We start from the raw sequence: 17934 nt of genomic DNA on the forward strand, positions 1-17934 counted from the left end.
GGCGTGCCCGTCCGCTCCACCGAAGGCGGCAGCCATACCAAGTGGCATGCCGGTTCGGAGGCGATGCCTGTACCTCGCCACTCGGAGGTCAACGAGTGTACGAATCTTGGAGAACTGGGAGAGCATTCTCGCTGAGGTCGCGGAAGAGCAGGAGAAGCAGTGAGCGAGCGCGACACCTACACCATCATCGCCAGCAGGAGCGACAGTTGGTGGGCCTTGACCGTCTCCGGGCCTGGCCTCAAGCGCAGTTACCACACACAGGTGAAGCGCTTGGAGCAAGCCGAGGAGATGGCTCGTGATCTGGTGGTCACCATGCTGGACGTCTCTGAGATCGACGCCGACTTCGACTTGACCGTGGCCGACGATGAAGTGGCTACAGAGTTGGAGGCCACGCTAGTGACCCGCCTCGCGGCGACTCTCGTCAAACGCAGGGCTGCCGAAGCAACGCAAGCAACGGTGGCTGACCTGGCGCGAAGAGGTTACGTTCACCGCGATATCGGTTACCTGCTGGGCATGTCCCATCAGGCCGTCGGTAAGCTGCTGAACGAGGTGGAAAAAGAGCCGATCACTTCTGCGGAAGATGCCGGTGCACGTTCTCTGGCGCTTTCCTCCTTCAAAGACATGTTCGATCGGCTTGCCATGACGCATGGCACGGAAGCGCTGCTGAAGTCTTATCTGCTTGATGGAGCCGAGAACGATCCGATGGATCTCAAGCTGGACAGACTTCGGGCGCTGGGAGAGCGGCTCCGCCATCGCAGACGGCGGAGGCTGACAGACGCCTGAACCTTCTGGAGTTGCCCTTTCACGTCGGCAGGACGCTTGTTGATCTCGGGGCCTCCCCGCTCAAAGCCCGAACGCTTCCGTAACCCGCTTGGCCAGATCATCCTCGGTCATCGTGGGTTCAACCTCGATGATGCGAAGACCGAGACGCTTCACTTCCCCGTAGAGGCGTTCCGTGAACATGCGGTCACGCTCAAGCAGGTTGCGCAGCGCCCTTTCCGGATCGCTGGTCTTCCGGGCGATCTCCCACAACGAGCCTCGGCTCTCGAACGCGGCCCGGCGGAAGCCGGGAGTCGGGAGAAGCCAGACGGCCTGACCAGGCTCGGCCAGGAAAGGCTTCACCAGGTGCGGCAATAGACGGAAACCTTCGACGATCACACCAGGCTCTCTCGGAAGGCGCATGAGGTCTTCGACGATCAAATCGAAGCCCTCGCCCCGAAACCAGTGGAATGTCTCCAGCATGGTTTCCGGAGATCGGTTCACCCATCGTTCATCCATGTCCATGGCCGCGAATTCGCTCAGGAAAGGACTATCTTCGGGTGCGCTTCTCTTGGCATGATCCGACATCACGTCGTCAGTCGCGTAGAGACGCAGACCATGCCGAGCCGCTACGCGACGAGCGATGGTCGACTTGCCCGCACCGCTCCCGCCACCGATCCAGAAAACGTGCTGGAGTTGCTCGCGCGACACTTCGACCTCGGTAGTCTCTTCGTCTCGTTCAGGTTACCGTTCGGAGGCGGCCGGTCGGGATTGGACCGCGCGGACGCGCTCGACGTCCAGCTTGGTGGTTCGGTCGAAGCGGTAGATGCCGTTTTCCTCCTGGAAGACGTCGGTGAGCTGGGTGTAGCAGTAGCCGAACATGTTCGGGTCGTCCAGGAGCACCTCGGTCAGCCCGGCGAAGCGGGCGTGGAACTCTTCCTCGGTGCCCACCCGCTGGCCGTAGCCCCAGGAGCTCTCGCGGTCGGCGTCCTGCTCGGTTCCGGCGAGTTCGGGGTTCCACCAGATGCCGCCGTACTCGCTGACGAAGTACGGCTGGCCTCGGTAGGGGACGGAGATGGGCTGCCCGGGCATGGAGTTGACGTAGGGTTCGTCCTTGCTCAGGCCGCTCAGCTCGTCGGCGAACGCGGCCGGCTGCTGCTCGTAGTTGTGCGAGTCGTAGACGTCCGTCTCCGGCACGCGGTGGCTGTAGCCGGAGGCGTCGATGACCGGGCGGGTGGGGTCGGCGAGCTTGGTGGCCAGGAACATGCCGCGGGTGACGTCGTCGAGCGGGGTGATGTGGTCGTGGATCGGCTGGCGGGTCTCGTTGAGCGGGCACCAGCCGATGATCGACGGGTGCGAGATGTCCCGTTCGAGGACTTCCAGCCACTGCGTGATGAAGGAGGCGTCCGGCTGCTGCTCGTGTCCGGTGGAGGCGCCCCAGTCGCCGAACTCGCCCCACACGAGGTAGCCCAGCCGGTCGGCGTGGTGGAGGAAGCGCTCCTCGAACACCTTCTGGTGCAGGCGCGCGCCGTTGAACCCGGCGGCCAGCGACAACTCGATGTCGCCTACGAGGGCGGCGTCGGTGGGGGCGGTCATGAGGCCGTCCGGGTAGTAGCCCTGGTCGAGCACGAGGCGCTGGAAGACGGGGCGGCCGTTGACGAGCACCCGCTTGCCGTCGATCGCGATCGAGCGCAGCCCTGCGTAGCTGTCCACGGCGTCGGTGACCTCGCCCGCGGCGTCGAGGAGTTCGACTCTGACGTCGTAGAGGAAGCCGTCGCCCGGCTCCCACAGGCGCACCCGGTCCAGGCGCAGGCGCACGGAGGGCGCGAGGTCCACGTCGGCGCGGGCGGTCTCGACGGCGACGACGCCGTCGCCGTCGGAGACGGTCACGCGGACCGAACTGCCGGGACGGTTGCCGGACAGCGGGGTGACGACGGTGAAGGAGGAGGTCGCGACGTCCGGCGTGATGCGGGGGCGGCGCAGGTGCACGTCGGGGACGGGCTCCAGCCACACCGTCTGCCAGATCCCGGTCGTCCTGGTGTAGAGGCACTCGAAGTTCTGGTACTTGGTTGACTGCTTGCCGCGGGCCTGGGAGCCGTGCCGGGGGTCGCGGGCGCGTACCACGATCGTGGCCTGCTCGCCGGGGCGCACGACCGGCGACAGGTCGGCCGTGAACGGGGTGAAGCCGCCGCGGTGGCGGGCCACCTCGACGCCGTTCACCCACACGGTGGCGTCGTGGTCGACGGCGCCGAAGTGCAGCAGCGTTCGGCGGTCCGCCCACGCGGCGGGGATCGTCACGGTGCGGCGGTACCACACCGCCTCCATGAAGTCGGTGTGCCCGACGCCCGACAGCTCCGACTCCGGGGCGAAGGGGACGGTGATCGTGCCGGAGAGCTCGCGTTCGAGCAGGCCGCGCTCCAGGCCGGAGTCGCCGGCGTCGATCTCGAACTGCCAGGTGCCGTTGAGGGTGAGCCAGTCCGGACGGACCATCTGCGGACGGGGATACTCCGGCCGCGGGACATCGTGGACAGCAGAAATCGGCATCTAGCACCCTTCAGGAGTTTGCAGATGTGGAGTTAGTCAAGACCTTTTGCTACGTAGCAGAGTGTGCCACACTCCCTCCAATCGGAGTCAACATCCGGCTACCCCCCGTTGTGAGGGCTGGCCGGACCCTCTGCGAGGAACCACGTATGAGCAAGTGGCCCAACCCCCGGCTCTCCCGGCGCAGGGTGCTGCGAGTCGCGGGACTCTCTGCCCTGCTGGCCGGATGCGGCACGGGGCCCGCCGGCCGAAGCACGCAGGAGATCGAGTTCTGGCATCTCCTCACCGGCGGCGATGGCGAGCGCATGAACCAGATCGTGACCAAGGCCGACGCGGACATGCCCCAAGCTCGCATCAAACAGGTCGTCCTGGCGTGGGGCGCCCCCTACTACACCAAACTCGCGATGTCCGCGGCCGGCGGGCGCTCGCCCGATCTCGGCATCGCGCACATGTCCCGCCTGGCCGGGTACGCCCCGGGAGGCCTGCTCGATCCCTGGGACCTCAACCGGCTCGCCCGCTACGGCGTCAGCCAGTCCACGTTCACGGCCCCGGCCTGGAAGAACTCGATCGTCAACGGCAAGGTCTACGCCCTGGCCCTCGACTCGCACGCGTTCGTCATCTTCTTCAACACCGACCTGGCCGGCAAAGCCGGACTGCTCGACTCCGGCGGCAAGTTGCCGCCGATCAAGAGCCTGGATGAGATGAAACGCCTGGGTACGGAGTTCAAGAAGCTCACCGGCAACCAGTACGGTCTCGCCTTCGGCTTCCTCGGCGACGGCGCCCAGCTCTGGCGCCTGTTCTGGACCTTCTACAGCCAGCACGGCGCCACGTTCGACCTGTCGGGCGACCGGTTCGTCTACGACGCCGAGGCGTTCAGCGAATCGGTCGAGACGATGCGCAGCCTGGTCGACGGCCAGGTCGCCTCCACCAGCGCCGAGTACGCCAACGCGTCCTCGGCGTTCCTCAACGGCGACGTCGGATTGGTGCTCTCGGGCGTATGGGAGCTCCCGCAATACCAGGACGCGAAAATGCCCCTGGGCGCCATGCCCATCCCGAACATGTTCGGCACCGGCATCGACGCAGCCTGGGGTGACTCGCACACGTTCGTCCTGCCCCACCAGTCGAATCCGGACGAAGAGCGGCGCGAGCTGGCCTACGAGGCGGTCTCGAGAATCCTCAAAGGCTCGTTGTCCTGGGGCCATGCCGGGCACACACCCGCCTTCCAGCCCGTGGTCAACACCCCGGAGTTCAAGGCACTGCGCCCGAACAACGACTACGCGGCCACGGCGTCGTACCTGCACTACGATCCACCGGCCTCCTTCACCGGCTCAGGCTCGAACTTCATGACCCAGTTCGGCAGCTCGATCCAGAACGCGCTGATCGGCCAGACCTCGGTCAAGGACGCCGTCGCCGGCTTCGCCGAACGCGTCAATGTCCTCATGTCCCAGGCGGTGAAGCGATGACGTCGGCCACCCTCACCAAGCGCGCCGTGGCCCAGGCGCCGACGACCCGGTCACGGGTGAACAGGAGCCAGGCCGGGCTCCTGTACGTGCTGCCGTTCTTCGTGACCTTCGTGCTCTTCCTGCTCTGGCCCACGGTCTACGGGATCTGGATGAGCTTCACCGACCGCGACCTGGCGGCCGGCGCGGAACCGAAGCTGGTCGGATTCGCCAACTACGCCGAGGCCCTCACCGACCCGATGGTGTGGACGACGTTCGGCAACACGGTGCTGTTCACCGTGCTCACCACAGTCCCGCTGGTCGTGCTGTCCCTCGTGGCGGCGTTGCTGGTCAACATGGGACTGCCGGGGCAGTGGGTCTGGCGCATGTCGTTCTTCCTGCCGTATCTGCTCGCCTCGACCGTGGTCAGCCTGTTCTGGGAGTGGCTCTACAACCCCGAACTGGGGTTGATCAACGCCGTCCTCGGCATGTTCGGGGCCGAAGGCCAGAAATGGTTGCAGGACCCGGACTTCGCGATGGCGGCGATCGCGGTCACCACCACGTGGTGGACGCTCGGCTTCAACTTCCTGCTCTATCTGGCCGCGTTGCAGAACATCCCCGGCACCGTCTACGAAGCTGCCTCGATCGACGGGGCGGGCACGTGGCGCCGACTCTTCTCGATCACGCTGCCGCTGCTGCGCAACACCACCGTGCTCATCGTCATCCTGCAGATCCTGGCCTCGCTCAAGGTCTTCGACCAGATCTACCAGATGACGGCTGGAGGCCCGGACGACTCCACCCGCTCGATCCTGATGTACATCTTCGACACCGGCTTCACGGGTTACCGGCTCGGCTACGCCTCGGCGATCTCGTACGTGTTCTTCGCCATCATCCTCGTCCTGTCCCTGCTGCAGCTGAGGTTCGCCCGGAGGTCCGATCAGGTATGAAGCGCACCAATGCCGGACGCGTCATGGCCTTCGTGGTTCTGGCCCTGTTCAGTCTCCTGATGCTGGCGCCGTTCCTGTGGGCGGTGAACACCTCGTTCAAGACCGAGGCGGACGCCAGCGCCTCCCCCGTGACGATCCTGCCCGAGGGCGGGTACACCTGGGAGATCTACGCGGGCATCTTCCGTACCGGCGACATCCCCACCTGGATGGTCAACAGCCTCATCGTGGCGGCCGGCGTCACGATCATCACTCTGGTGATCTCCACGCTGGCGGGCTACGCGTTCTCGCGGCTGGACTTCACCGGGCGCAAGCCGCTACTGGCTATCACGGTCGCTTCCATCATGATCCCCGGGACGATCTTCATCGTGCCGCTCTTCGATGAGATGCTGGCCTTCGACCTGGTGGACACCTATTGGGGGATCATCCTGCCTCAGGTGGTCGCGCCGGTGATGGTGTTCATCCTGAAGCGGTTCTTCGACAGCATCCCCCGGGAGCTGGAGGACGCCGCCCGGGTGGACGGGGCCGGGTCGTTCCTCATCTTCCTGCGGGTCGTGCTACCGTTGTCGCGGCCGATCATCGCGGCGGTGGCGATCTTCACGTTCGTGGGCGCATGGAACAACTTCCTGTGGCCGTACATCGTGACCAACGACCCCGATCTCATGACCCTGCCCGTCGGACTGGAGACCGTCGCCTCCGGTTTCGGCGTCGTCTTCGCGCAGGACATGGCCGGCGCCATCCTGGCCGCACTGCCGCTGATCGTCGTCTTCCTGTTCTTCCAGCGGCAGATCATCAAAGGCATCGCCACCACCGGGCTCGGTGGTCAGTGACCACGGCCCCCTTTCTCGTCGGCGAGGGCCGGGTGGAGCGCCGTCCCCACGCCTACCCCGAACCTGGTGCCGGACAGTTGCTCATACGGCCGCGCGCCAACGCCCTTTGCGGCAGCGACCGCGGCCTCTTCCGCGACGGAAGCCCGGTCGTCGCCGGCCACGAGGCTGCGGGCACGGTCATCGCCGCGGGTCCGGGCACCGCCATACCGGTGGGTACCCGCGGGGTGATCTACCTCATGGCCTACTGCGGACGGTGCCGCAGTTGCCGCGCGGGCGCGACCAACCTGTGCTTGGACAAGGCGGGCGACATGGGCTTCAACCGCGACGGCGGCCTCGGCCCGCTGGAAGTCGTCGAGGAGCGGATGTTCTTCCCGATCGGGGACGACCTGCCCTTTCCCCTGGCCACGATGCTCCTGGACGTCATGGGCACCAGTGGTGCCGCGCTGAACAGGGCGCTGAGCGTCCGCCCTGACCTCGACTCGCTCCTGATCACGGGCGCGGGGCCGGTCGGCGTCGGGGTGCTGGCCACCGCCCGTCTGGGCCTCGGCGCGGACGTGCCGATCTACATCAGCGACGTCTCCGAATGGCGGCTGTCCTTCGCCGAGTCGCTCGGAGGCACCCCCGTCCACGCCGGCTCCGTCGCCGATGTGCCGCAGGTGGACGCCGCAGTCGACGCCTCGGGCCGCGCCACCGCCCGGCGCTCCGCCCTGGACAGGCTCTCCAAGAGGGGCGTCCTGGTCTGCGTCGGGCACGGGGAGCATTTGCGGCTGGACGTCTCGTCCGACCTCATCTCCTCCGGCCGCGCGGTGCTGGGCAGCGAGTACTTCCCGTACGCGGACTTCCCGGCCAACCTGGAGATCCTCCGGCGCAACGCCGACTACCTCGGCCGGATCGTGACGCACACCTTCGACGTCAGCGAGACCGCGCTCGCGTTCGAGACGTTCCTGTCCGGCGAGTCCGGCAAAGTGGTCGTCACTCAGGAGGACGATTGAGCGCGCCTGCCCGCGTGGCCATCGTCGGCGCGGGGCAGTGGGGCGAGCAGCACATCCGCGCCTTCTCCAGCCGGGACGACTCCCGCGTCGTGGGAGTGTTCTCCCGCGACCTCGCCCGCGCGGAGCAGCGCGCGACGCGCTGGTCCACCCAACCCTACGATGACCTCGGGCGCATGATCGACGAGACCGGGCCCGATCTGATCAGCGTCTGCCTGCCCAACACCGAGCACTACGCGCCCACGCTGGAGCTCATCGAACACGGTATTCCGCTCCTGGTGGAGAAACCGTTGGTCTTCCACCTGGACGAGGCCGACAGGCTGCTCGACGAGGCCCGCGCGCGCAACCTGTTCTTCGCGATCAACTTCAACCACCGCTACGCCGAGCCCGTCGTACGCGCCAAACACGACATCGACGCCGGCAAACTGGGCAACCTGTCGTTCGCAACCTGGCGGTTCGGCGGCGAGGGCACCTCCGTCCACCACCCGTACGCCAACCTCATCGAGACCCAGTGCCACGGCATCGACCTGCTCGAACACCTGCTGGGGCCGATCGACGCGGTCAGCGCCGAGATGACGAGGGGCGCTTCCACGCTCGTCGTGGCCGCCCACTTCGCCTGTGGCGCGGTCGGCAGTCTTGTCGGCTCATACGATTCCTCTTACGCCTACCCGCGCACCCATCACGTCGAGATCAACGGGGACGCGGGACGACTGCTGATCGACGACACCACCAGGCGATACGAGTTCTCGGCCGCGGGCTCGGAGGCGCGCACGGTCTGGGAGGCCGGCTACTTCAACGACCGGCGGCGCTCCTTCCATGAGACATTCGACGCCCACCTCGACGCGCTCATGCCCGCCTTGCGTGCGGGAGCGGCACCACCCGTGCATGCGGAGTCCGGACGAAGGGCGCTGGAGGTCGCATACCGGATCATTGACGCCTTCGAGACAGAACGCAGGGTCGTGGTCCCTGCCAATTGCCACGAGAGTGTCAGTGAGTTTCTGCCATGAGAATGTCAGTGACGCCGGTCACATCACGTCTCTGGGTCGAGCAGCAGGGTGTCGTGGAGGTCGATGGGGATGTTCAGGCTGAAGGCGACCTCGGGAGTGAGCGCAATCGCGGTGGGTTGGCCGTTGGCATCGATACGGCAGGTGATGTAGCCGGCGGCGACGGCGGCGTCCAGCAGTTCGGGATTGAGGATCAGTACCTCGCGGATGCGCCGGCGGTCACGGTATCCGGCGCGGTAGGCGATGAGGGCCATCCCGGTCATGGGGCCTTGTTGCTGGTAGGCGAGTTGCTGAAGCCGCGTGCGGGCATCGGGGCCGAGGACGTCAGGCGGGACGATGAGCCGTAGGGTGCGGTCGTCGCCGGTGATGAGACGAAGGCTCTGGTGCCCCGGGAGCCGCTGGGCGAGGGGGTCCGTGGCCGCCTGAGCGCGTTCGATTGGCCAGCTCAGAATGTGAGCGATCTGGTCCAGGCGCATCGGCTGGCCGAGGGCCAGGGCGAGGACGGCGTGCACGCGGTCGGTGTCGCTGGGAGAGTCGACGGCGGGTGCGGGGCTGGCCGGGTCGGCGCGATCGTCAGGGCGGGTGTCGACGGATTGGAGCCAGTCAGGCCAGGGCAGGCCGAGGTGGCTGGCCATGGCCCGGATCGCTCGTACGGGCAGGTCGTCGAGGTCGGCGGCGGTGATGAACTGGCGGATGCGGTGCACGGGTAAGCCGAGTAAGTCAGCGAGCTGCTCGCCGGTCATGCCGTGGTTTCGGGCCCGGCGCAGGAGCCAGGTTCCGAGCGGCTCGGGCTGGTTCACGTCCATACGGGGGTGCTCAGGTCCAGGGCGTGCGCGTCGCCGACGAGGTTGCGCAGGGCCAGGCGGCGTTGCCTCATCCAGAGGGTTCCGTGGCCGGCGGGAGGCTCGACGTTGATGGGGCGGCCGTCGCTGGCGGCGGTGGCAGACAGGGCTCCTTCGGCCAAGACGCGAAGATCCTGGTGCGGTTTGGTGATGCCGAAGAACGGGTCGGTCGACCGGGCGCCCTGCATGTAGCGGAAGGTGAGGTGGGCCAGCAGCGCGGGCCGGGCGTGGCGGGGGACGGGCAGGGACTCGCCGTCGATCTTTACGGTGCTTGCGGTGGCGGTGATGTCGTCCATGGTCAGCCCGGCGGGGTGCCAGTACTGTTCGCGGTCTCGCCGGTCGAAGGGGAACAGCAGGTAGAGGGTCGCGGCGGCGGCCTGCGCGGTGGAGATGACCCGGTTGATGGCCGCGACTCCGGCGGGGCTCAGGCGGTGGCCCAGCCCGGGCTCGCCGGGCCAGGCCTGGTGGTGCAGCAGCAGCCCGTCGCGCAGGAAGGCCGCTTGGTGGCGCGGAGCCGTACCAGGGCTTCGCCGTCGGTGGCGGATCGGTAGAGGCGGGCGGCCAGGTGCAGGCTGAGCGGTAGCGCGAGCTGGGTGGGTGCCTGATGGACTTCTCCGAGTCTGCGGTGGCTGCTCAGCCAGGCGCGAGCGTCGGTGAAGGTGCGCAGCCACAGTTGGTCGACCCGGTCGGCGATGCTGCGATCCAGGGAGCGGATGCAGGCGGCGCGGAAGGTCAGGAAATTGTCGTCGGGCAGGTCGTCGGGGATCAGGTCGCCCACGGTCGACGCGATGGCGGTAGAGGGTGGCCTGGGGCGCAGCCGGTCCAGGTCCTCAGGGCCGGAGACGGTGACCCGGGCATCGGCCTCGCCGTGCATGGCGGTGATCACCGAGCTGGCAGTGGTGCGGGAGGCGTCGATGAGCCACAGCCTGGTGCGGTTCGCACGGGGCGGGCCGATCAGCTCGCGCAGGTAGGGGGCGAGCTGCGGGGGCATGGTGTGGGCGCGGTCGACGATCAGGTGCGACAGCCGGTAGCCGGTGACCCAGGCCAAAGTTTGCTGCCAGGGACGCAGCGGGGCCGGCAGCCGGGCGGGCAGCGACTTGCCGAGCCCTTCCAGGACGCAGAACAGGAGGTCCTTCGTCGAGCCGCTGTAGGGTACGGGGCGCAGTACCACGATGCCGTTGTCGGGGTCGCCCAGCTGGCGGAGCCGCTGGTGGGTGGCGGGCAGGTCGCCGGGGTCGCGGATCACGGTGGCCTGCACCGGTCCGGCGGCGGAGTGGTCGTCAGCGGGCAGGTCATCGGCGAGCAATGTCAGGGCCTCCGCCGTACAGCGCGAACGCGTTGGTGACGATCTCCTCATCGATGACCGAGCGGCCGGTGCGCTGGGCGAGCAGGTGCGCGGTGGAGGAGAACGACGCCCAGTTGCGCCAGATCCCGTGCGCGAACCGATCGTCGATGTTGTGCAGCAGTTCGTCGTCGGCCGCCTGGTAGATCGGGTGGTAGTCGCGGATCGCCTCGGGGACGATGTCGCGCTGCAGCGGAGTGATGGCCAGGCGCCGCCAGATGCGTGAGGCCAGCATCGGCTCGCGGGAGAGCACCTCCCAGCAGCCGTGCCCGCCGACGTACAGCAGCCCGAACCTGGTGTCGGTGACCACGTGCCGGGCCAGCTGCAGTTGCGGGGTGGCGATGATCCGGGCGCCGGGCGGCCCGGCTTCGGGAGCCCTCACCATGGGCGTCCCTCCTCGCCCTGGTCCAGGCGGGCCAGATCGACCGGCTCGATGGGGCCGATCGGGCCCAGCCCCAGCAGGCTCGCGTTGGATTCGGCCCGCAGATCGGCCTGCGCCGCAGGAAGCCGGCCGATGTCGGCCGCCGCCGAGATGCGCCGGGCCGACTCGGCACTCTCCTGGCCGGCCGACAGGGCCGCCAGCCGGCGGCGCCCGCGCTTGCGGGCTGCACTGCGCTGCGCGGCGGCCTGTTTCTCCTGGGCGCGGGCGGCGGCGTAGAACTGCTCCTCCTGCTCACCGGTGAGCGCGTCACGCGGGTGGCAGGTTGCCAGGAACTCCCCGTTTAGGTAGACGTGGATCTGCCGGTCATCATGCGGCATGTACCGGATCACCACCTGCTGCCCGCGCCGTTCGCGGATCAGCCCGCCCGCATCGACCCAGGTCAGGTTGCGGAAGCGGATCCCGCGCGGGCCGATGGTGCGCGGAGCGGCGGCCAGCAGCAGATGCCGTAGCTGCTGCTCGGGCACGTCGAAGATCGCGGTGGCGTCTTCGGCCCAGGCCTGCGCCGGCGTGCGGCCATCCAGCTCGCTGTGGCGGTGCTCGGTGTTGTAGGACCGCACCCAGTCACTGAAGATCGCCGCGAAGGTTTCCAGCCCCAGCGGGAGCACCGTCTCCTCCCCGGCCGCGGCTGCCTCGGCATAAGCCTCGCGTGCGCGCGCCCGGTCGTCGACCGGGCCGGCCAGCCGCCCGCTCGCCTCCCGGGCGGCGCCGGTGTGGCCGGGCAGAGTGCACAGCAGCATCTGCTCGACGGTGAGGAACGCGCGCTCGATTTTGCCCTTCTTGTTGGGCTGGTAGCCGGGCATCCGCTGGCATTCGGTCCCGAGCGCCCCGGTCGCCGCCTGCACGGACGCGGCGGCGAACTCCAGCCCCTGGTCCAGACGCAACAGGCCGGGGACGCCGTGCGCGGGCCCGGTGGCCGGATCGGCCAGCATGCCCATGCGTAACGCCGTCAGCACCGTTCCGGCGTGCGGGGCCAGCGCGATCGCCCACCCGGTGATCAGCCGGGTGGCGTCGTCGAGGAACATCGTCACCCACGGGGTGACGGCCTTGCCGCGGGGAGGCAGGACCACGATGGGCAGGTTCTTGTGATCGCCCTCCCACACCTGGTTGCGGAAGCTCGCCGGGCGTTGCAGGTAGACCAGCTTGGCCCGCCGGGGCCGCTCACCCCGGCCACGAACGCCGGCGTGAGCTCTTCGGCGAAGGCCCGGTATAACGAGCGCAGCGCCACCGGCGGCGCGTCCGCCCAGCCCTGCAGCAGGTCGGCGTCGATCGGCGCCCCGGCGGCCGTCGTGCGTCCGGCGATCGCCGCCTGCCGGGCCCGATGCACCGCCGCGACGTTCCCGCCGAAGTCAGTGAACGCCGCGATGTCGGTCGGCGACAAGGTGAACCGCGGCCGCGGCCGCCGTGGGCGGCTCAGCCGGCGCCACACCGTCCGCTCGGCCACGCCAAGCCGTGCAGCCGTCGCTTTGACCTCGGCCGTGACGGACCTGCCCTGATCGCTCAGCTGCCGCAGCCGATACAGCGCCGCCTCCCACTGCTCCGGAGTCGGCCGACTGCCACTCATGCGCTCTGCTGGGCTTTGGCCCGGTCCAGGACCCGGTAGACGGTGGCACGGCCGACGGTGAAGACCTCCATCAGGTCCGCGATGCTGTACTCGCCGGAGGCGTGCATGCGCACCAGCTCGGCCTGCTGGCGGACCGAAAGCTTGGGCTTCTTGCCCTTGAGCTTGCCCTTGGAGCGGGCGATCGCCATGCCCTCACGCGTGCGCATCTTCAGCAGGTCGGCCTCGAACTCGGCGAAGACCGCCAGCATGTTGAAGAACATCTTCGACATGGGGTCGGCGGGGTCGTAGATGCTCCCGCCGAGCGAGAGGCGAATGCCGCGATCGACGAGGGTGTCGCCGATGTCGCGGGCGTCGGGGACCGAGCGGGCGAGGCGGTCGAGTTTGGGGACGACCAAGGTGTCGCCGGCGCGTACGGCTGCCAGGGCTTGGTCGAGGCCGGGACGGCTGCGGTTGGTTCCGGTCAGACCCTTGTCGAGGTAGATGCGGTCGTCGGCGACGCCGAGGGAAGCGAGGATCTCGTACTGGGCGGTGAGGTCTTGCAGGACGGTCGAGCATCTGGCGTAGCCGATCAGTTCACCCACCCGGGAAGCGTACCGTTTAGCCCCCATCACCGGACAGTTTCGCGGACTATCTATCTGAGACGACGTCGCCGCAGGTCGCGTCGCCACCGACCGACGACGAGACGTGTCTCGTTGAGCGTTCGGCAATTGAGACGCTCCAGTGAGAGCTTATTGATCAGTCGAGTCGGACGACACTGGTGAGCAAGGGCAGGAGTATCGGATTCAACTTGGTTAGGTCTGTCCGAAGCCGTGTGGCGATCTCGTCGCATGCTGGGAAGCTCGTCACAGTCCCGACGATTGTGGTGGCCTGTCGCACGTCGAAGGGGGCCTGGAGACGGCCGGCGTGGGCAAGGCGCTGCACGAAGGTGCTGATCTGTTCGTATCGCCAGTGCTCTCGGCTGGCGATGACTTGCCGGGCTTCGGGATCCACGGCTGAGAGGCTGATCAGTCGTCGGAAGACCTCCGGGTCGGTACTCCAGAAGCGGCATAGCTCCCCGACCATGGCGGTGAAAGCGGGGACCGCTTCGCCGGTCTTGGCGGCCTCTTGCATGCCGGCGACAAGGTCGGCTTGTTGGGCGAGGTCCTCGCCGATGGCGTCGAGCAGACCGAGTTTGGAGTCGAAGTGCCGGTAGATGGTGACTCGGGTGACGCCGGCGTCGGCGGCGACGTCCTCCAGGCTGAGTCGGTGGTAGCCGGCCTCGATGAGATGCCGCCGTGCGGCGGTGAGGATGTTGCGCCGGGTCCGCTGCACACCCGCGGCCCGCAACCCCGGCCTGACTTCCTTTGACTCTGATGTGGCCACTCATCCATGATACAGCTAGTATCTCGCGATACAGCTTGTAACATTAAAGCGATGGATCTCGTGGAGAAGAAGGAGTGAGTCATGGCTGACCGCCCTGTGGCGCTCGTGACCGGCGCGAATAAAGGACTAGGTAAGGAGACGGCCCGGCAGTTCTTGGGACGTGGGATGACCGTGGTGATGGGTAGCCGCGATCCGGAGCGTGGGGTCACGGCTGCCCGGGAGCTGTGTGCCGACGGGGCGGCTGTGCCGGTGCGGCTCGATGTGACCGACTCTGCCAGTGTCGAGATGGTGGCAGATCGGCTGTGCCAGGAACATGGGCGACTCGATGTGCTGGTTAACAATGCCGGAACCGTCGTGGATCGGCTCGCTGCGGACACCACGGCGGTCGAAATGCGCCACACCTACGAGGTCAACGTCTTCGGCGTCGTCACGGTCATTCACGCGATGCTGCCGCTGTTGCGCGCCTCGGTCGCGCCGCGCATCGTCAACGTGTCCAGCACCACCGCCTCGCTGGGGTTGACGAGCGGCGGTACGGATTTTGGCGGCGACGCCGACCGTCGAATGGCGTACTCGTCGTCGAAGACCGCGTTGAACATGCTCACCGTCCAGTACGCCCGCGCCTTTGGCAAGGACCCCGGCCTGTCCCATATCAAGATCAATTCGGCGACGCCCGGGTACACCGCTACCGACCTCACCGGGTACCGCGGCACCCGTACCGTCGAAGAGGGCGCCCGGATCATCGTGGATCTGGCCACGCTGGCCGATGCCGGTCCCACCGGCGGGTTCTTCAACGACCAGGGGTACGTGGTGTGGTAACCGAAAGCATCAACCGCAGTGGCATCTCCGCCGGTCTCGTACGGCTCCTGGCGATCGCTATCGCGGCCACCGTCGCCAACCTGTACTACGCCCAGCCGCTACTGGGTTCCCTAGCCGCCGACTTCGGTGTGTCCCAAGGCTCGACCGGATTGGTGGTTACCTTCGCTCAGGCCGGCTACGCCCTTGGGCTGGTGTTTCTGGTTCCGCTCCGAGACATTGTCCGCCCTCGCCCCCTGCTCGTTGCGTTGACCAGCCTGAACGCGGCCGCGGTGGCCGTCAGCGCGGCCGCCCCGACGCTGGCCGTTTTCGCTGTCGTCGCGGCGGTGGTCGGTATCGCGTCGGTGACGGTCACCATGCTCGTGGCGCACGCCGCCACCCTGGCCGACGATGACCAGCGTGCCGGTGTCATCGGCACCCTGCTGGGTGGGATGTTGCTGGGTGTCCTGCTCGCCCGCGGATTCGCCGGCGTGGAGGCCGGCTTACTCGGCTGGCGCACCGTCTACGTGGTTGCAGCCGTGCTGATGACCGCGACCGCCGCAATGCTGTATCACCGGCTCCCGACGAGTCCGAGTGAGCTGTCCCTTAGCTACCCGGCGCAACTGCGGGGCGTCCTGCACACCATACGGGTGCAGCCGATACTGCGGTGGCGTGCGCTCAACGGCGGGTTCGCATTCGGCGCCTTCGGGTGCTTCTGGACCACCGTGACCTTCCTGCTCGCCGACCATTACCAGCTCACCCAACTCCAGATCGGACTGTTCGCCCTGCTTGGCGCTGCTGGCGCGGCCAGCGCGATCCTCGCCGGTCGCTCCATGGCCACCCGGCCGCGACGCCAGCGCTGGCCCCTCGCTGCCGTGATCGGTGTGCTCCTCGTCGCGTCCTTTGTTCCGATCTACCTCGGTGGCACCCAGATGGGGTGGCTCATTGCCGGTGCCCTCCTCATGGACGCAGCCCTGCAGGCACTCAACACCGCCAACCAAGCCATGATCTACGACCTGCTCCCGCAGGCCCGCGCCCGGGTCAGCACCGTCTACGCCACCGCCATGTTCGCTGGCGGCGCGGCCGGATCGGCACTCGGTGCGCACGCCTATCAGCGCCACGGTTGGGCCGACGCCACCGCTACTGCCGTCACCTTCGCCGTGGCCGGGTTCGGCGCCCACTGCGCCGGCCGACGACACGAACGAACCCGGCTCGCAGACCAACCCGCGACGACGAGCGGAGGCATGCGGTAACCAGAGCGTGAGTGCGCCACCGTGGTCAAGAAACGACGGGACAGGGATTAGCGCACGGGCTGCTCAAGCAGGTCGGGGCGGTGCACGACCAGCGGTGTTGAGTAACTTTCGGGCCCGAACATGGCGGAATAAATCCGGCGAGATAACGCGGTGACCACGGCCGCTGCGGCCCGCGCGTCGAGGGCGGCCGGTCGCCCCAGCCTCTTGCCGGCCGCGGCCGCGACGGTCCCACGCCCGCGCGGGTGTTCTCCGAGATCATGTCCCGCCGGAACTCCAGGACGCCCGCCAGCGGTGTGTGCAGCGCCTGGCCGCTACTGACAGTTTCGTGGCGGGGGCAACTGACATCCGGGTGGCGATACCCGCTGACGCTGTCGTGGCACTTGGCAGTCCCGGCTCACTGACTCGATTCGCGCACCTTCAGCTGGAAGTCCACCACGATGTGCGACTCCCGCCCACTGGGTTTACCGGTGATCTGCTCGTGGAGCATCGCGATGGCGTTCCTGGCCAGCGCCTCCACATCCGGTGAGACGGAAGTGAGCGACGGCGTCGAGTAGCGTGCCTCCTCGACGTCGTCGAAGCCCACCAGCGCGACTTCCTGCGGCACCCGCAGGCCCCGGACTTGCAGCGCCCGGAGCGCGCCGAGGGCGAGGGAGTCGTTCATCGCGAAAACGGCATCGGGCATCGGCCGTCCGGCGTCTATGTACTCCTCGATCGCCCGCTGACCGCCCGCACGCGTCCAGTCGGCCCTGACCAGCAGTTCCGCATCCGCCGTCAGCCCTTGCTCCTCCAGCCCATCGAGAAAGCCTCTCACCCGCATCCGTGCCGTCAGACCTCCGTGGGGGTCGTAGCCGAGCAGCATCAACCGCCGCCTGCCCGTGCCCACCAGATGGCGCACCACCGCCAGGGACGCCTCCCGATTCGGGATGTCGACGTGAGGGACCTGACCCTCGAGCACCTGATCGCCCACCAGCACGATCGGATAACCCGCGCGGCGGCGCTGCCCGTCGTCCGGCCGCAGCGACATGGCCATCATGATGACGCCGTCGGACAGCTGGTTCCGAACGCCCGTCAAGACCTTCAGCTCGCGTTCCCGATCCGAGCCCGTCAGCTCGATCAGGACCGTGTATCCGAGCGCCTCGGCCTCGCGCACGACCACGCCCGCGAACTCGGCGAAAATGCGCGCCCTGAAGTCGGGGACGACAAGCGCGATGAGCCCCGTACGGGCGGATCGAAGGCTTCGGGCGGCCGCGTTGGGGACGTAGCCGAGCATCGCCATGGCGTCGAGCACACGCTGCCGCGTCTCCGGCCGGACGTACTCGTAGTTGTTGACGACATTGGAGACCGTACGCTGGGAGACACCGGCAGCGCGAGCCACATCGTGCATGCTCACAGCCATCAGCGCAACGCCTCACCTGTCGCCATCACGGCCTCATCGTAGTGTTCGCAGCCGCCCGATCTCATCGGGATTTCCGTCACCGGCCGACCGGCCGCCAAGCCGCCGAGCGGCTCGACCGCGAACCCGGCACCATCCGCCAGTGGGCCCGCCGCTACAAGGCGCGTGTCCTCGGACGGGCGGGCCATGAGATCGCTGGATCATCCTGTATCCGACGCGGGACCCCTCCCGGACCTTAGGTGATCAGGGCACGAGTGTCCTGCGAGCCCTACCCACGAGGTGCGGCGCCTCCTTTGGGCGGCCCCGGCACCGCGGCGATCCTAGTGCGCTCGTCTCGCATCAATCGACGTGTGGCCCGCTGGTTGCGCTAGCGTCAGCGGCTGCCGTTAACCGGTGGCGTCCCCTTGGACGAGTCTCATAGCCTGTGCGCTCGTGGCTGAT

The 17934-nt window shown here is 67.8% G+C and carries 19 protein-coding genes; 8 read left to right on the plus strand and 11 right to left on the minus strand.

What is annotated here, in order from left to right; all coding sequences use genetic code 11:
• Window positions 1-159 precede the first annotated feature (159 nt).
• Window positions 160-783: a hypothetical protein gene (locus tag ACFOY2_RS01765; protein WP_379526097.1), complete on the plus strand. Its 624-nt coding sequence runs from the start codon at window positions 160-162 to the stop codon at window positions 781-783.
• Window positions 784-843: 60 nt separating this feature from the next.
• Here the strand turns inward: ACFOY2_RS01765 and ACFOY2_RS01770 are convergent, their stop codons facing one another.
• Window positions 844-1470 carry a hypothetical protein gene (locus ACFOY2_RS01770; protein WP_379526098.1) on the minus strand — a complete coding sequence of 209 codons (627 nt, stop codon included), beginning with the start codon at window positions 1468-1470 and terminating at the stop codon, window positions 844-846.
• A 33-nt stretch (window positions 1471-1503) separates the two neighbouring features.
• Window positions 1504-3303 (minus strand): glycoside hydrolase family 2 protein, encoded by a 1800-nt coding sequence (locus tag ACFOY2_RS01775; RefSeq protein ID WP_379526099.1) that lies wholly within the window; start codon window positions 3301-3303, stop codon window positions 1504-1506.
• A gap of 146 nt (window positions 3304-3449) precedes the next feature.
• On the opposite strand from ACFOY2_RS01775, the gene ACFOY2_RS01780 reads away from it, so the two are divergent.
• Genes ACFOY2_RS01780 through ACFOY2_RS01800 form a run of 5 tightly spaced genes read left to right on the plus strand, consistent with a single transcriptional unit; the run spans window position 3450 to window position 8509 of the window.
• Window positions 3450-4763 (plus strand): extracellular solute-binding protein, encoded by a 1314-nt coding sequence (locus tag ACFOY2_RS01780; RefSeq protein ID WP_379526100.1) that lies wholly within the window; start codon window positions 3450-3452, stop codon window positions 4761-4763.
• Complete coding sequence (locus ACFOY2_RS01785; RefSeq protein WP_379526101.1) at window positions 4760-5686, plus strand: carbohydrate ABC transporter permease; 927 nt, start codon at window positions 4760-4762, stop codon at window positions 5684-5686. The genes ACFOY2_RS01780 and ACFOY2_RS01785 overlap by 4 nt, the downstream gene beginning before the upstream one ends.
• Window positions 5683-6513 (plus strand): carbohydrate ABC transporter permease, encoded by an 831-nt coding sequence (locus ACFOY2_RS01790; RefSeq protein ID WP_379526102.1) that lies wholly within the window; start codon window positions 5683-5685, stop codon window positions 6511-6513. The genes ACFOY2_RS01785 and ACFOY2_RS01790 overlap by 4 nt, the downstream gene beginning before the upstream one ends.
• Window positions 6510-7505 (plus strand): alcohol dehydrogenase catalytic domain-containing protein, encoded by a 996-nt coding sequence (locus ACFOY2_RS01795; RefSeq protein WP_379526103.1) that lies wholly within the window; start codon window positions 6510-6512, stop codon window positions 7503-7505. Before ACFOY2_RS01790 ends, ACFOY2_RS01795 begins: the two co-directional genes overlap by 4 nt.
• Entirely contained in the window at window positions 7502-8509 is a 1008-nt protein-coding gene (locus ACFOY2_RS01800; RefSeq protein ID WP_379526104.1) for a Gfo/Idh/MocA family protein, read from the plus strand. The genes ACFOY2_RS01795 and ACFOY2_RS01800 overlap by 4 nt, the downstream gene beginning before the upstream one ends.
• A 23-nt stretch (window positions 8510-8532) precedes the next feature.
• On the opposite strand, the gene ACFOY2_RS01805 is transcribed toward ACFOY2_RS01800, so the two are convergent.
• The 8 genes from ACFOY2_RS01805 to ACFOY2_RS01840 all read right to left on the minus strand — a co-directional run bounded on the left by ACFOY2_RS01805 (window position 8533) and on the right by ACFOY2_RS01840 (window position 14055).
• Window positions 8533-9312 carry a hypothetical protein gene (locus ACFOY2_RS01805; RefSeq protein ID WP_379526105.1) on the minus strand — a complete coding sequence of 260 codons (780 nt, stop codon included), beginning with the start codon at window positions 9310-9312 and terminating at the stop codon, window positions 8533-8535.
• Window positions 9303-9644 carry a hypothetical protein gene (locus ACFOY2_RS01810; protein WP_379526106.1) on the minus strand — a complete coding sequence of 114 codons (342 nt, stop codon included), beginning with the start codon at window positions 9642-9644 and terminating at the stop codon, window positions 9303-9305. The genes ACFOY2_RS01805 and ACFOY2_RS01810 overlap by 10 nt, the downstream gene beginning before the upstream one ends.
• A gap of 128 nt (window positions 9645-9772) precedes the next feature.
• A complete protein-coding gene (locus ACFOY2_RS01815; protein WP_379526107.1) occupies window positions 9773-10654 on the minus strand; it encodes a hypothetical protein in 882 nt (293 codons plus the stop codon).
• On the minus strand, window positions 10641-11075 hold the full coding sequence (locus tag ACFOY2_RS01820) for a hypothetical protein (RefSeq protein WP_379526108.1): 435 nt from the start codon (window positions 11073-11075) through the stop codon (window positions 10641-10643). The genes ACFOY2_RS01815 and ACFOY2_RS01820 overlap by 14 nt, the downstream gene beginning before the upstream one ends.
• Window positions 11069-12199, minus strand: a complete 1131-nt coding sequence (locus ACFOY2_RS01825; RefSeq protein ID WP_379526109.1) for a Mu transposase C-terminal domain-containing protein — start codon at window positions 12197-12199, stop codon at window positions 11069-11071. The genes ACFOY2_RS01820 and ACFOY2_RS01825 overlap by 7 nt, the downstream gene beginning before the upstream one ends.
• Window positions 12157-12693 (minus strand): hypothetical protein, encoded by a 537-nt coding sequence (locus ACFOY2_RS01830; protein ID WP_379526110.1) that lies wholly within the window; start codon window positions 12691-12693, stop codon window positions 12157-12159. Before ACFOY2_RS01830 ends, ACFOY2_RS01825 begins: the two co-directional genes overlap by 43 nt.
• Window positions 12690-13274: a recombinase family protein gene (locus ACFOY2_RS01835; RefSeq protein ID WP_379526111.1), complete on the minus strand. Its 585-nt coding sequence runs from the start codon at window positions 13272-13274 to the stop codon at window positions 12690-12692. Before ACFOY2_RS01835 ends, ACFOY2_RS01830 begins: the two co-directional genes overlap by 4 nt.
• 154 nt (window positions 13275-13428) lie before the next feature.
• A complete protein-coding gene (locus ACFOY2_RS01840) occupies window positions 13429-14055 on the minus strand; it encodes a TetR/AcrR family transcriptional regulator (RefSeq protein WP_379526112.1) in 627 nt (208 codons plus the stop codon).
• A gap of 81 nt (window positions 14056-14136) precedes the next feature.
• Between ACFOY2_RS01840 and ACFOY2_RS01845 the strand changes: the two genes are divergently transcribed.
• Both ACFOY2_RS01845 and ACFOY2_RS01850 read left to right on the plus strand, forming a co-directional pair.
• Entirely contained in the window at window positions 14137-14871 is a 735-nt protein-coding gene (locus tag ACFOY2_RS01845) for an SDR family oxidoreductase (protein ID WP_379526113.1), read from the plus strand.
• The gene (locus ACFOY2_RS01850) at window positions 14865-16100 is read left to right on the plus strand and encodes an MFS transporter (protein ID WP_379526114.1); all 1236 of its coding nucleotides are present in this window, start codon (window positions 14865-14867) and stop codon (window positions 16098-16100) included. Before ACFOY2_RS01845 ends, ACFOY2_RS01850 begins: the two co-directional genes overlap by 7 nt.
• A gap of 394 nt (window positions 16101-16494) precedes the next feature.
• Here the strand turns inward: ACFOY2_RS01850 and ACFOY2_RS01855 are convergent, their stop codons facing one another.
• The gene (locus ACFOY2_RS01855) at window positions 16495-17475 is read right to left on the minus strand and encodes a LacI family DNA-binding transcriptional regulator (RefSeq protein ID WP_379526115.1); all 981 of its coding nucleotides are present in this window, start codon (window positions 17473-17475) and stop codon (window positions 16495-16497) included.
• Between the last annotated feature and the right edge of the window lie 459 nt (window positions 17476-17934).

Origin of the sequence: Nonomuraea purpurea, from assembly GCF_042650645.1 — a bacterium.
Classification (GTDB): Bacteria; Actinomycetota; Actinomycetes; order Streptosporangiales; family Streptosporangiaceae; genus Nonomuraea; species Nonomuraea purpurea.

What these genes read in the sequence shown, in the direction of transcription:
- ACFOY2_RS01775 (WP_379526099.1), bottom strand. Translation starts at nt 3,303, where the DNA reads ATGCCGATTTCTGCTGTCCACGATGTCCCGCGGCCGGAGTATCCCCGT.
- ACFOY2_RS01780 (WP_379526100.1), top strand. Translation starts at nt 3,450, where the DNA reads ATGAGCAAGTGGCCCAACCCCCGGCTCTCCCGGCGCAGGGTGCTGCGA.
- ACFOY2_RS01785 (WP_379526101.1), top strand. Translation starts at nt 4,760, where the DNA reads ATGACGTCGGCCACCCTCACCAAGCGCGCCGTGGCCCAGGCGCCGACG.
- ACFOY2_RS01790 (WP_379526102.1), top strand. Translation starts at nt 5,683, where the DNA reads ATGAAGCGCACCAATGCCGGACGCGTCATGGCCTTCGTGGTTCTGGCC.
- ACFOY2_RS01805 (WP_379526105.1), bottom strand. Translation starts at nt 9,312, where the DNA reads ATGGACGTGAACCAGCCCGAGCCGCTCGGAACCTGGCTCCTGCGCCGG.
- ACFOY2_RS01810 (WP_379526106.1), bottom strand. Translation starts at nt 9,644, where the DNA reads ATGGACGACATCACCGCCACCGCAAGCACCGTAAAGATCGACGGCGAG.
- ACFOY2_RS01820 (WP_379526108.1), bottom strand. Translation starts at nt 11,075, where the DNA reads ATGGTGAGGGCTCCCGAAGCCGGGCCGCCCGGCGCCCGGATCATCGCC.
- ACFOY2_RS01830 (WP_379526110.1), bottom strand. Translation starts at nt 12,693, where the DNA reads ATGAGTGGCAGTCGGCCGACTCCGGAGCAGTGGGAGGCGGCGCTGTAT.
- ACFOY2_RS01845 (WP_379526113.1), top strand. Translation starts at nt 14,137, where the DNA reads ATGGCTGACCGCCCTGTGGCGCTCGTGACCGGCGCGAATAAAGGACTA.